The 12,977-nt window shown below is 67.9% G+C and carries 9 protein-coding genes; 3 read left to right on the forward strand and 6 right to left on the reverse strand.

Going from position 1 to position 12,977, the window contains the following annotated elements:
* Nucleotides 1-193: 193 nt before the first annotated feature.
* The 4 genes from ACWZJV_RS14205 to ACWZJV_RS14220 are packed head-to-tail and all read right to left on the reverse strand — an operon-like array spanning nt 194 to nt 5,258.
* Nucleotides 194-2,626: a CHAT domain-containing protein gene (locus tag ACWZJV_RS14205; protein WP_457181914.1), complete on the reverse strand. Its 2,433-nt coding sequence runs from the start codon at nt 2,624-2,626 to the stop codon at nt 194-196.
* A gap of 4 nt (nt 2,627-2,630) precedes the next feature.
* Nucleotides 2,631-4,139 (reverse strand): S8 family peptidase, encoded by a 1,509-nt coding sequence (locus ACWZJV_RS14210; RefSeq protein ID WP_008355464.1) that lies wholly within the window; start codon nt 4,137-4,139, stop codon nt 2,631-2,633.
* A 13-nt stretch (nt 4,140-4,152) separates the two neighbouring features.
* The gene (locus ACWZJV_RS14215; RefSeq protein ID WP_008355466.1) at nt 4,153-4,659 is read right to left on the reverse strand and encodes a hypothetical protein; all 507 of its coding nucleotides are present in this window, start codon (nt 4,657-4,659) and stop codon (nt 4,153-4,155) included.
* Nucleotides 4,659-5,258 carry an RNA polymerase sigma factor gene (locus ACWZJV_RS14220; protein ID WP_008355468.1) on the reverse strand — a complete coding sequence of 200 codons (600 nt, stop codon included), beginning with the start codon at nt 5,256-5,258 and terminating at the stop codon, nt 4,659-4,661. The genes ACWZJV_RS14215 and ACWZJV_RS14220 overlap by 1 nt, the downstream gene beginning before the upstream one ends.
* A gap of 293 nt (nt 5,259-5,551) precedes the next feature.
* Here ACWZJV_RS14220 and ACWZJV_RS14225 point away from each other — a divergent pair, with 293 nt between their 5' ends.
* Both ACWZJV_RS14225 and ACWZJV_RS14230 read left to right on the forward strand, forming a co-directional pair.
* Nucleotides 5,552-6,715 carry a peptidoglycan bridge formation glycyltransferase FemA/FemB family protein gene (locus ACWZJV_RS14225; protein WP_050800483.1) on the forward strand — a complete coding sequence of 388 codons (1,164 nt, stop codon included), beginning with the start codon at nt 5,552-5,554 and terminating at the stop codon, nt 6,713-6,715.
* 7 nt (nt 6,716-6,722) lie between these two features.
* Nucleotides 6,723-7,775: an alanine racemase gene (locus ACWZJV_RS14230; RefSeq protein ID WP_457181915.1), complete on the forward strand. Its 1,053-nt coding sequence runs from the start codon at nt 6,723-6,725 to the stop codon at nt 7,773-7,775.
* Here ACWZJV_RS14230 and ACWZJV_RS14235 read toward each other — a convergent pair.
* The gene (locus tag ACWZJV_RS14235; protein ID WP_307785720.1) at nt 7,733-9,163 is read right to left on the reverse strand and encodes a glycosyltransferase family 87 protein; all 1,431 of its coding nucleotides are present in this window, start codon (nt 9,161-9,163) and stop codon (nt 7,733-7,735) included. The two genes, ACWZJV_RS14230 and ACWZJV_RS14235, sit on opposite strands and share 43 nt — an antisense overlap.
* A gap of 11 nt (nt 9,164-9,174) precedes the next feature.
* A complete protein-coding gene (locus ACWZJV_RS14240) occupies nt 9,175-11,730 on the reverse strand; it encodes a transglycosylase domain-containing protein (protein WP_196876106.1) in 2,556 nt (851 codons plus the stop codon).
* 549 nt (nt 11,731-12,279) lie between these two features.
* Between ACWZJV_RS14240 and ACWZJV_RS14245 the strand changes: the two genes are divergently transcribed.
* A complete protein-coding gene (locus ACWZJV_RS14245) occupies nt 12,280-12,933 on the forward strand; it encodes a PadR family transcriptional regulator (RefSeq protein ID WP_008355479.1) in 654 nt (217 codons plus the stop codon).
* Nucleotides 12,934-12,977 lie beyond the last annotated feature (44 nt).

The following is a 12,977-nucleotide window of genomic DNA, read 5'->3' on the forward strand; positions in this document are numbered from 1 at the left end:
CTCTACCCCACGAGAGGAGGAACACCGATGTCGATGAACGGTATGAAGTCCCGCGCCTACCTCGCGGGCACGACAGCTGTAACGACCGCGCTGGCGATCTACGCATTCGCGGCGCCGCACAATGTCCCCAATTAGACGCGGTTCGATGGGTGAGGACTTTCGGGTTCTCACCCATCTGCGTCGATGCCCGGTCCTACGAGAAGCAGACGAACGGCGCCGGAGCGGAGTCGGTGTCCGCCGGGCGAATGGCACCAGCGAGCGCCTCCGCAGGGGCCAAACCCTTGGCGAGCCCAGCATGGAGGTCCAGGAAGACCTTGTGCGCGACCTCGTCCGCCACGACAGCCGGCGAGGCGATAACCACTCGCGTGCCGGCGTGGAGCCAGGCACCGACGAGCCCGATCAACTCTTCGCCCCACCGGACATTCGACCGCCCGACCTCGCAGGCCGACAGCAGGACCACGTCGGGGACTGTTGCAAGAAGATCGATGTCGTAGCCGTGCCAAGCGCCGTCGGCGAGCTCGACTCCCGAGAAGAGGGGGTTCTCGGCCGAATGACGCCCATGGGCCGCAATGTGCAGTACGTCGACCTCTTGAGCGAGGCTGGCCACCGCCTCAGCCGACGCTTCGTCACCGGTTAGGCACCGGGAGCCGGGCCACGAGGCAGCGCCTGCCGCAACTTCGTCCGAAGCCCTCATCACGCGGGGACCGGCAACGAATCCAGCCGAGTCCAGGCGAATAGGCGTGGCGCTGCGGGCCAACCAAGTGGTGGCGCTCTGTGCCACCGTGACTGACCTGCCGACGAGTCCCGTCAGCAAGGTCCAAGGCACGGGCGCCAAGATCGCCGACGGGGTGAGGACTATTGGTCTGTCACCGATGTAGTCGAGAAGGGGGACGACCAGGATCTTCGAAAGCTGTGCCAGGCGGTCCACAAGATCACCGCGCACCGCAGCACCAAGTGGCCCCGGCAGGTCCGTCGCCGCGACGTCCAAGTCAGGTAGAAGACCGCCCAAGGTTGACCGGAGCGTGCCGCTGTCACCGAGGTCGACCCGATTCACGGAATCGGCCGTCACGACGAGAGCTACGACGCGCTCCCCTGCAACCACATACGCGACAAGCGCAGACTTATCGAGGCGTTCTTGCAGGTCACCCAACAAAATTGGATCGGCCACCTGACCCGAGCCCTTGACCTGCCAGGCACGCTCGCGAATCTCTTGCCTGAGCTGCGTTTCCCGCTCAGGACCTACCCCGCCGCGTAGCTCAGTCAGCATCTCGGCCAGCGCCGGATCCGACGGCGGGCGCACCGACTGGACGCGGGACGCCAGCATCCGCGCACGCTCCGACCATTCGAAGAGCACGTCTGCCTCGCCAGAGTCGACTGCCAGCTCCAACCCTCGCCGGGCAAGGATCCGTCCGTGGCCGGCAACGTTGGTCTGCAGATCAAGGCTTCCGAACGAGCTCTGCCACAGATGGAAGTCGTCCAGTCCCGCACGGAGCTCACGCAGTCCGGCTAACGCACGGCCTGCGGCCACCGCCAACTCCGCTCGGAGCTCTCGCTCCAAGAGACGGATGTCGATGGGCGCCTCTGGCGGAACCGGTCCGATGACCCTCCCACTCGCCGGTCTTGTCGGTAGACCGGCGCTCTCCGCCGATCGAATGCGCGCAAGCCGCGCCTGTATGCGCACTCGGAGAGCAGGCCAGCTCAAGCCCTGTTCCTCTAGCGGGCCGGCCAGCGCCTCACCGTCGTCGCTCGGATTCGCGCCCGCTGTTACCGCCGCCTCGAACGCGACGGCTCGCGCCCGCAGGGCCAGCCCCGACGCTCGTACCTCCTCAAACCCATCCAACGCCGAGCGAGCCACGCGATCCGCTTCGTCAGGATCTGTCACCGTCAAGTGGGAAGCCAGAGCGAGCTCCGCCTCCGCCTGGCGCTGTGTGAGGCCGAGCTCGCCGAAGGCCGCCGCTGCCGCGCTCAACGACTGCTGTCCCTGAACCCGAAGGCCGGCCGCGACAAGCACCTCGGCACGATCTTGATCGACTGTCGCGGCCATTGCTGGCGACATTTCCCTCATTCGCGGAGCAGCTTGATCCATCGACCCCAGTGCCGCGATCAGGTCGCCGGCGACGTACTGGGCGTAGCCCAGGTTATGAAGGGTCATCGCACGCTGATCCTCATGCCCCTCAGGCCATAAGCCAAGCGCCTGTTCGAAGTCTTGGGCAGCCTCCCTCGGGCGAAGCTGCGCCAGGTAGACCCCGCCGCGGTTAACCAGCGCCGTGGCAAGGTCCACCGGACCATTCAGTCGCCCGATCCCACGGTCAAACGCCGCCAGCGCATCCGCCGTGTGGCCCCGCCGAAGAAGCAACATCGCGTGTTGGCAATGGATGACGCCTTCGGCTTCCTCAGTGAGCCATCGCTCGCCGAGCAACTCGGTGATACGACTCAACGCGCCATCGGGGTCGCCCGTCTCGTAGACAAGGTATGCCTGCGTCGTCGCAATGCGGGCACGACGCAGCTGGTCGCCCGATTTTTCGGCTTCCATCGCTGCCAGCGCCAGGGTCTTCTCCGCTTGGTCGTAGCGTCGCTTATTGAGCGCGGTCAGCCCACGCTCATGGAGTTCGGCGGCGCTATCCATCGGTTCATTGGACAATCGATGTCAGGCCACTGACAACTTCCCAGCCACGCTTGACACGAGCCACACGACGGTCATCCGCCCCACCAGTCTCTATGGCGGCTCCGATCCCGTCGGCGATCCGTGCCGCCATCCATGGCGCGGCAAACGACGTACCACTCCAGACCGCGAACTGACCGGTGAAGTCGTCGGGATCAATACATGCGCGCCGGATACCGTCTGCGACGTCCTCGGCCATCGGCTGCAGGCTTCCGTCGATCGGCGGCATCGTGCTCACGACCGCTCCGCCGGGCGCCCACGCGCGGACCCACGGCCCCATGTTGGAGAAGTAAGCGGCAGTCTTCTGATCCGGATTCAGCGCCCCAACAGAAACGACCGGGACGACGTCCGGGTCAGCATGCGTTCCGCGCCATGGCGCGAAGGCGGCCGGGAAGCTCGGTCGTCGACTCGCATCATTTCCGACAGAACACACGACAGCCACGCCGAGCGATCCGAGCTCGTCGATCACAGGCTTGAGCACGGAGTCGAACAGACGGTCCGCATCGTTCTCGTGGTAGTAGCCCATCGACAGATTGAGAACGTCGATGAGATGACCCTTGGATGCCGTCCGACCAGCCTCTGCATCTTCAACCGCGCGGCGAACAAGGCCGGCGATCTGGTATATCGACGTAATCCAGTCGCTCTCGCGCACGGCACCCTCAAGCGGCACGCTGCGCCACGAAAGGATCTCCGCGTCTGGACAGACCTGGCGAACGATCCCCGCGATGAACGTGCCGTGGCCCTCGAGCCTGTTGAGTAGCCCGTCGATGTCCTTCGGTGCGTCGTCGCCCGGCGCGTAGTCTCGCTCCCTTGCGTATCCGATCCGGCGCCCGTCGACATCCCGAACTTCGTGCTCAACAACGTCATCGAGCCACGGGTGGGAACCGACGCCGGTATCAAGGATCGCCACGACGGGGCGTCGGCCAGGAACCTTGTCTCTGCGCCGGGGCGCGTCTCCCAGGATCGCCACCGGCTGACGCCCCCCGGCACCAGGGATCCCATAGGTGGAAGCCGGGTGGGAGATCTCCACCGGGTGAGAGATCTCGACCGGGTGAGAGATCTCCACGGGGTGCGAGATTTCGACAGGATGCGAGATCTCGACCGGGTTCCCCTGGATTCCCGGCGCCGGGATCATGTGGTCGAGCGCCACCCCCGGCAAGTCCTTGCCATGCGCAGCGCGCGCATGCTGGAGCAGGACCCACGCATCCGGAGGGGAAGAAACAACGCTTTCGGCTCCCCCGACCAGTACCACACTCAGGCCCGGGGTCAACTCCTCTCGCACTACCGTCCACCCCAACGACGTGGCCTGCTCGGTAAGGCATTCCATCCGGTCGTCGTAACCGTCGAGTTCAGCGATCAGCAGTCGATCTCCCGCGTAGATCGTGCCGCCCTTGATCGTGGAATCACCGACAGTCACCGCCGATCTGGGGTCGAGCACTCGACGGTTGACTGCTCGCCTTGTGGGGCGCTGGACCATGTTGTCTCCTGGATCAGATCTCGAACGTGGGGGTCAGGAAGGCGGCGGAGCCGTCGGCGGGCTCGAAGCGGAGCCGGATGAGGCCGGCAGGCAGCGAGGTGAGCTCGAAGCGGCCCGAGGCGCCGAGGGTGACGGCGACGATCGGCGTACGGACTTCGTCGGCGCGGATGGCGCGGACGGTCATGGGTGAACCGGGGACGACCCAGCCGTCGAGGCGGGCCGTGGTGTCGGTGTCGGAGGCGACACGGACGAGAACGTCGACTCCGGACTGCGCGAAGCGCAAGGTGTAGGCGGAGCGGGCGGAGGCGGGGGCCGTGGAGCGCACCCCGGCGGCCTCGGACGACGACTCCACCAGGAGCATCAGCTCCAGGTCGAGCCCGAGACCGGACTCCTCGGCGGCGCCGGCGGCGGCCGCCTGCATCCGGGAGATCAGGCCGCCCGGGACGGGATCACCGGCGACGTACGCCTGTCGAACCAGACCCAACAGCTCCTCGCGTGTGGGCTCCTCCGAGCGACCCATCACGACACCCCCTCTTCGCGCAGTGCGTCCCGCAGCTTCCCGAGACAGCGGCCGCGGGTGGGGCCGATGCTGCCGATGGGCATCTCGAGCTCTTCGGCCAGGCCGGCGTAGTCCGGCCGGTCGGAGAAGGCGACCACGCGCAGCAACCGGCGACACCGCTCGGGCAAGCCCTCCACGGCCGCCCAGATGAGCGAGTTGCGGTCGCCCTCGACGACCAGGGACTCGGCCGAGCGCTGGGTCGGGACGCGGGACTCGAGCGCCTCGTCCTCCACAGGTACGTCACGCCCGGACCGCTTCGCGACCCGCCATGCCTCGCGGCGCGTGGTCAGAGTGAGCCAGGCACCGACGGCGGCGGTGTCGAGGATCGAGGAGTGCTTGCGTACGAAGGTGAGCCAGGTCGTCTGGACGACGTCCTCGGCCTGCTCCTGGGTGAGCCGGTAGGAGCGGGCGACCTGCCACAGGATCGGGGTCATCGTCGCGACCAGCTCATCGAGGGCGGCGGAGTCACCGCTGAGCCAGCGGTCGAAGTCGGCCGTTGCCCGGGACCACACGGTCGCGGGTGCGTCGGCATGACCGATCCCGCGTCGTACCCGTGTCACAGTCCCCTCCTCGACCGGCGGCCTCCGGTTCGGCGGCGAGCCGATGGGGGGCCAGACGACACGCGGACGCGTCATCGTGGTGGTCATAGTTGCTGTCACGGCTCCAAGGAGGCCCGGGCCCCAAGCCGTGATACATCTGGTCGCTGACAATAGCGTCTCGGCGGCTCCGACTCACTAGGGAGCGGAACGATTGTCCTCACATTGGGGGTCGGTGAGACGGTCACGGACAGCGGTCCCGAGAAGCTCGAGCACCGGGATTCGGCCCCGTTGCCGGAGCGGGTAGCCTTCTGCGGGTGAGTCTCACCGTGCGCCCCATCACCGCTGCGGAGCATCTCGCCTTCATCGAGAAGCAACCCAGCGTGAGCTTCCTCCAGACCCCGTCGTGGGCGCGGGTCAAGACCGAGTGGCGCTCGGAGTCGGTGGGCTGGTTCGACAGCCTGCAGGGCGGCGCCCTCGTCGGCGCCGCGCTGGTGCTGCACCGGCCGGTGCCGAAGCTGGAGCGGTTCACGCTCGCCTACCTGCCCGAGGGTCCGAGCATCGACTGGTCGGGTGACCTGGCTCCGTGGCTGGAGCCGCTGGCGGCGTACCTGAAGAAGAACGGCGCCTTCGGCATCCGGATCGGCCCGCCGGTCACGACCGCGACCTGGAGCGCGGCGCAGGTCAAGGACGGCATCGCCGACGACACCGTCCAGCGGCTCAACCAGCTCACCCCGACCCACCGCGACGCCACCGGCGCGCGCGTGGTCTCGCAGCTGCGGGCCGCGGGCTGGCGGCTGCAGTCACCCGAGGACGGCTTCGGAGCGGGGCAGCCGCAGTACAACTTCGTCATCCCGCTGGCTCACGAGGACGGCACCCCCAAGACCGAGGACGAGGTCCTCAAGGGGATGAACCAGCTCTGGCGCCGCAACATCAAGAAGGCGGCCAAGATGGGCGTCGAGGTCTCCGTCGCGACCCCGGTCGACCCGGCGGACGGCGACTTCGAGGGCGACCTGAGCGCCTTCCACGATCTCTACGTCCACACCGCGGCGCGCGACCACTTCACTCCCCGGCAGCGGAGCTACTTCAGCACCATGTTCTGGGCGATGTCGAGCGAGGACCCGGAGCGCATCAAGCTCTTCCTGGCGCGGCACGAGGGCGACCTGGTCGCCGCCACGATCATGGTCCGCGTCGGGCAGCACGCCTGGTACTCCTACGGCGCCTCCTCGACCGAGAAGCGCGACGTACGTGGCTCCAACGCCCTCCAGTGGGCGATGATCCAGGACGCGATGGCCGCCGGCGCGACCACCTACGACCTGCGCGGCATCACCCCGACGCTCTCCACCGACGACTCCCACGTGGGGCTGATCCAGTTCAAGGTCGGCACCGGTGGCCAGGCGGTGGAGTACGCCGGCGAGTGGGACCTGCCGCTGAACAAGCCGATCTACACGGCCTTCGATGTCTACATGAAGAGGCGCTGATCTCCGTATGCCGCTGAAACTGACAGTTGACGCCGATCGCTGGCGCAAGCACGTCCAGACCTTCGCCGAGGCGACGCCCGGCCTGGTCCCGGTCGCCAAGGGCAACGGCTACGGCCTCACCCTCCGCAAGCTCGCCCACCAGACCGAGTGGCTCACGAGCCTCGGCACCGGCGTCGACACGCTCGCGGTGGGCACCTACAACGAGGTGTGGGAGGTCGCGACCCGGTTCAGCGGGTCGATCTACGTCCTCACCCCATGGCGTCCCTACTCTCCCGAGATCAACCCGGAGATCGCCGACCGGATCATCCACACGATCAGCCGCCCCGAGGACCTGCCGCTCATGCTGGAGCGTCAGCCCAACGCGAGGGTGATCCTCGAGCTGGTCACCTCGATGCGCCGCCACGGGATGACGCCGAGCGACCTGTGGCCGACCGCGTCCATCGCCCGCGAGCACGCCCGCTTCGAGGGCGTCACCATGCACTTCGGCCTCGACGGCGGGTCGCTGGCCGAGGTACGCGCCCAGATGGACGCCGTCGTCGGCGCCGAGGCGAAGACGGTGTGGGTCTCCCACCTGAGCGCCAACGAGCTGGCCCAGCTGCGCGCCTCCTACGGCGACATCATCTTCCGCCCCCGGGTCGGCACCGCCCTGTGGCTCGGTGACCGCGGCGCGCTCCACGTGACCGCGACCGTCGAGGACGTGCACCCGCTGGAGCGGGGCTACTCCTACGGCTACCGCGGCCGCACGGCCATGCGCGCCGGTCACCTGGTGGTCGCCTCCGGCGGCACCGCCCACGGGATCGGCCTCGAGGCGCCGCTGGGCGACACCCACCTGCGCTCGCGCGCCCTCGCGGTCGCCCGCGGTGGACTCGATGCCATGGGTCAGTCGCGCTCTCCCTACACGCTCGACGGCAAGGCTCTCTGGTTCGCCGAGCCGCCGCACATGCAGGAGTCGATGCTCATGCTTCCCTCCGGCGCGCGCGTGCCCGAGGTCGGCGAGGAGCTCGAGGTGCGGGTGCGCTACACCGCGACCTCGTTCGACGAGATCATCCTGGACTCCTGAGCCTCCTCGGCCTCGATCGTCGCCTCGGTCCACCGCACCGGGTCGCGCCACGGCTCGTAGATCTCCCGGACGACGACCGCGATCAGATAGATCTCGGCGGCGACGCGGACGAGGATCGCGAACCAGTAGACCGGCTGGTCACCGCCGCTGCTGGCCAGGATGTCGGCGAGATACCACCACACCGCGACGAAGTAGAAGAGCTCACCGGCCTGCCAGATGAGCTGGTCCCGCCAGCGCGGCACGGCGAGGACCGCCAGCGGCAGCAGCCACAGGACGTACTGCGGTGAGTAGACCTTGTTGACCAGCAGGAAGCCGGCGACGATCAGGAAGCCGAGCTGCGCCAGGCGCGGTGTCTCGCGGGCGGTCAGCCCGATGATGAGTACGCCGCTGCACCAGGCGATGAAGAAGGCCCAGGAGACGAGGTTGACCGTCTGTGCCGAGATCGCCGCGTCGCTGGCCTGCTGGACGACGAGCCACAGCGAGCCGAGGTCGGGACCGCGCTCGGAGTTGAAGCTCCAGAAGACCTTCCACTCCTCCAGGCCGGTCGCCATCGCGGGCAGGTTGGCCAGCACCCACGCGAGCACCGTGGCCAGGGCGGCGACCGCCAGGTCGTAGTAGCGGCGGCGCCGGATGCAGATGACGATCAGCCCGCCGAGCAGGAAGAGCGGATAGAGCTTGGTCGCGCAGCCGAGCCCGATCAGTACGCCGGTCAGCAGCGGCCGGTCCCGCGACCACGCCCACAGCGCACCGGCCACGAAGACCACGGCCAGCATGTCCCAGTTGATGATCCCGGTCGCCGCCAGCACGGGGGCGAGCGCGAACGCGGCCGCGTCCCAGGGCCTTCGGCGATGCGTACGCGCCAGGAACCAGGCCGAGAGCAGAGCCGTGACCGCGAAGCCGATCACGTTGACGATGATGAAGACCCTGATCTCGTGGTGCATGCCCGGCAGACCCCAGAAGCTGGAGGTCTCCACGAGGTGACGCTCGTCCTCGTCGGGGGTGTCGGCCAGCCAGTCGGTGACGTGCGACGTCGCCCAGGCGTAGTAGGAGATGCCGACCGGGTACTCCATCACCTGCTGGTAGCGCGCCCGGACCTCCGGGTCGGAGGAGTAGGGCCACTCGTGCTCGGCCAGGCCGCGGTCGACGTAGAGATAGGGCAGGTCGGAGTAGCAGAAGTGGGTGTATCTGCTCTCGCCGTTGGTCCAGGTGGCGTTGTAGCAGGTCTGCTTGGAGACCATCCCGATCGCGAAGGTGAGCGAGGTCAGGAGCAGCAACAGGCCGACCGCGCTGAACCAGCGCCGTCGGCCGTGTGCGAGTCGCCCGAGAGGACCGCCGACCGCGGCGGAGGCGGTCCTGACGACCGGATCCTCCGCCGTCGGGGCGGTCACTGGACCATCCGTCACTGAGTGGTGCCCTCCGCGGTGCCGCCGTCGTTGTTGCCGCCGCCATTATTGCCGTCAGCGGGTGGCGAGGACGATTCACAGTCGCCGAACCAGTCGCAGGCGGTCTCGGTGACCTCGGGCTCCGTCGACTCCGACTCGTCGGGGGTCGTGCCCCCGCCGGGCTGACCGTCGGTCGCCCCGTCGCTGGGCGACATGCTGGGCGTGGGCTCCTCGATCGGGATGCAGAGGCCCTTGCGCTCGTCCTTCCGGGAGCAGTCCTTCGACGGGGTCGGGGTCGGCTCCGGGGTGGCCGTCAGCGACGGCTCGTGACCGTCCTGCGGGGCCACGCCGTCCATCCAGGCCGGCTCCGGGAACTCCTCGATGTCGAGGTCGTCGGTCAGCGTGCCCATGATCTGGGCCCACGTCTCGGCGGGGTAGCCGGCTCCGAAGTAGGAGTCCAGCCAGCCGTCCAGCTTGCCGGAGCCCTTGCCGCGGACGTACATGACGGCCGTGGACAGCTGCGGCGTGTAGCCGGCGAACCACGCGGAGGAGACGTCGTCGTTCGCGTTGGTCGCGGTGCCGGTCTTGCCGGCGGCCGGCTGGTTGATCACGCCGGCCGTCCTGCCGGTGCCGTTCTTGACGACCTGCTGCAGGGCGTAGGAGGTGTCGTCGGCGGCGTCCTCGGACATCGCCCGCTCCTCGCCGTCGCGCTGGTTCCACTCGTAGACGACCTCGCCATCCGCGTCGACCACCTTCGAGACGAGGTGCACGGTGTTGCGTACGCCGCCGTTGGCGATGGTCGCGTAGGCGTTGGCCATGTTGATCGGGCTGATCGCCTGACGCCCCAGGGTGAGCAGGTAGTTCTTCGGGTCGAAGTCGATCGAGTAGGCCGGGATCGAGCGGTAGTCGGCCGGCGCGTTCTCGGCGTGCTGCTCGTCCGGCGGCAGGCCGGCCTTGACCGCCATGTCGTAGACGTCCTCGCTGCCGTTGGGCAGCGCGGTCGACATCTGGACGAAGGAGGTGTTGACCGACTCCTCCATCGCCTTGATGCCGGTGATGTGCTCGCCGTAGCCGTGACCGGTCGGATCCGCGTCGCTCTGGCCCGAGTTGCGGACCACGCGGTCGGTGCCGGGGATCTCCAGACCACCCTCACCGGTCCAGGTGTCCTTGAGCGAGTAGCCCGCCTCGAGAGCCGCGGCGAGCGTGAACGGCTTCATCGTCGATCCGGCCATACCGCCCGAGGCCGCCCAGTTGATCTGGGAGTCGAGGTAGTCCTGGCCGCCGTAGAAGCCCTTGAGCGCACCGGTCTTCACGTCGACCGTCGCGGCACCGACGTGCAGCTCGTTCTCCGGGTGCTTCTCGCTGACCGCCTTCTTGTCGTCGGGACGTACGTCCTTGACGGCCTGCTCCGCGGCCTTCATCGCCTTCGCGCTGAGCGTGGTGGTGACCTTCAGCCCCTTGCTGTCGATCTCCTCCTCGGTGAAGAGCGGCTCGCCGTTCTCGTTCTTGAGGGACTTCAGCTCGTTCTTCACCAGGGTGAGCGCGTGGCCCTTCTGACCACCGAGACGGCTGTCGGCCTTCGGCTTGGGGAACTTCGGCAGCGCCTCCTTCGCCTTCTCCAGGGTGGCCTCGTCGTACTCGCTGAGCGCCTTGCCCTGGCTCTTGAGCTCGGCCATGCCGTTGAGGACGTACTGGTAGCGGCCCAACAGCTCGGTGCCGCCGGAGTCGGCGCCGGCCTTCTCGGGGTCGAAACCGTTCGGGTTGTTGAGGATCGCGGTGAGCGCCGCGGCCTCCCTGATGTCGAGGTCCTGGGCCGACTTGCGGAAGTAGGTCTTCGCCGCGGCCTGGACTCCGTAGGCGCCACGCCCGAAGTAGACGGTGTTGAGGTAGCCGGTGAGGATCTCGTCCTTCGACTGCTGCCGGCTGATCTTGAGCGAGATGACCGCTTCCTTGACCTTGCGCGTGTAGGTGCGCTCCTGGGTCAGGTAGAGGTTCTTGACGTACTGCTGGGTGATCGTCGACGCGCCACCCTGGCTGCCGGTGGTGGCGTTGGAGAAGAGCGTGCGCGCGATGCCCTTGAGGTCGATGCCGTTGTTCTCGTAGAAGCTGCGGTCCTCGGCGGCCACGGCTGCGTCCTTCACGAGCGCGGGCATCTCGTCCGGGCGCAGCGCGTCACGGTTCTGGTCGCCCGCCTGGAACCGGCCGAGCTCCTTCTTGCCGCCGGCGTAGTAGACGAAGCTCGACTCCGCCTGGAACGCCGCGTTGGCGCTCGGGATCGAGATCATGTTGTAGGAGACGATCACCGCGGCACTGCCGATGAGCGCCATCACCAGGACGAAGATCGCCGCGATCTTGGCGATCCGGACGGCGAGGCCCTTCTTGTCCATCTCCGGGTCGTTGAACCGGTCCAGCGCTGCACCGAAGGCGGCCTTGGGGTCACGCGGCGGGCGACCGGGACCACCCGGCTCAGGACGGGCGGGACGCTGGCCGAGGCGGTCGACCGGGGGCTCACCGGGGCGACGCGGGCCCGGGTAGGGCGGCCGCTGACCGGAACGGGGACCGCCCGGAGGCATCGGGCGCTGGCCACGGGGCTGCGGGCGACCGCCCGAGGGCTGGCCCTGCGGAGCACCCTGAGGGCGACGCGGCGCCGGCGGACGGCCTGCCGGACCACCCTGCGGTGGGCGCGGGCCGCCCTGGGGTCGTCCTTGCAGCCCACCGGGATTGGATCTACGGGGACTGGCGCTGCGGGGGCTGGGCCTTTGAGAAAAGCCGCCGGATGGGTCGCTCACGGGTGTAGCACTGCTCCTGTGACTGCCCGGCACGTGACCGGACGGGCTGACACTGACAATCCCCCGACGTCGCTGAATCCCCCCGAGGGAATCCCATCAACCTGACGCGCGACGCTGCCGGACATTTCCCCCGGGTGGCTCCTCGGGTCGTTGAACGGCAGCCATCAGCGTACGCAATCGACGCTAGCGCCCCCGCATCCACGCCCAGCGCGCCTCAAGTCACCTGACGTCAACAGTTCGGTGACGGTTGCATCGAAACACCGCTCCTGGGCGTTATCAGACAAGACTTTGGTCTCTATTTGCCATCGTGGATATATCGGTACGATAGGTCGCATGGCACGTCGCGCAGAGACGATCGAGTTGGCAGTCCTCGGACTGCTGCACGAGTCGCCTATGCATGGCTACGAGCTGCGCAAGCGGCTCAACCTGATGCTCGGTTGGGGACGAGTGCTGTCGTACGGCTCGCTCTACCCGGCCCTGAAGAAGATGCTGCGCAAGCACCTCATCGAGGAGGTGGCGCAGGCCGTCACGCCGGTCACCCGGCGGCCGCGGATCGTCTACCAGCTGACGGCTGCCGGTGAGCGTGAGTTCACCCAGCTCATGTCCGAGGTCGGTCCGATGGCCTGGGAGGACGACAACTTCGACATCAGGTTCGCGTTCTTCGGTCGCACCGACATGGAGATCAGGCTGCGCGTCCTCGAAGGACGTCGCAGCCGGCTCCAGGAGCGGCTCGACCGGGTGCAACGCGAGCTTGCCATGACCCAGAAAGAGGTCGACTCCTACGCCCGCGAGCTTCAGCGTCACGGTGTCGAGTCGGTCGAGCGGGAGGTCCGATGGCTCTCCTCGCTGATCGATGCCGAGCGCAACCCCAAGCCTGTCAACGACGAGCAGGCAGCGGGTCGAGGGGATCTGGGGGATGACGATGGCGTACGCGCCGAAGCGGACGTCTCGCGCACAGCGCAGAGCAGCCAAGAGAACGAGAAATGACCTTCTGGCCGGTGAGCCGGCCAGAAGTATTGGAAGGAGCCCCG

It is taken from the genome of Nocardioides sp. WG-D5, from assembly GCF_054031175.1.

What these genes read in the sequence shown, in the direction of transcription:
- ACWZJV_RS14210 (WP_008355464.1), bottom strand. Translation starts at nt 4,139, where the DNA reads ATGGTCCAGCGCCCCACAAGGCGAGCAGTCAACCGTCGAGTGCTCGAC.
- ACWZJV_RS14240 (WP_196876106.1), bottom strand. Translation starts at nt 11,730, where the DNA reads ATGCCTCCGGGCGGTCCCCGTTCCGGTCAGCGGCCGCCCTACCCGGGC.
- ACWZJV_RS14205 (WP_457181914.1), bottom strand. Translation starts at nt 2,626, where the DNA reads ATGGATAGCGCCGCCGAACTCCATGAGCGTGGGCTGACCGCGCTCAAT.
- ACWZJV_RS14215 (WP_008355466.1), bottom strand. Translation starts at nt 4,659, where the DNA reads ATGGGTCGCTCGGAGGAGCCCACACGCGAGGAGCTGTTGGGTCTGGTT.
- ACWZJV_RS14245 (WP_008355479.1), top strand. Translation starts at nt 12,280, where the DNA reads ATGGCACGTCGCGCAGAGACGATCGAGTTGGCAGTCCTCGGACTGCTG.
- ACWZJV_RS14230 (WP_457181915.1), top strand. Translation starts at nt 6,723, where the DNA reads ATGCCGCTGAAACTGACAGTTGACGCCGATCGCTGGCGCAAGCACGTC.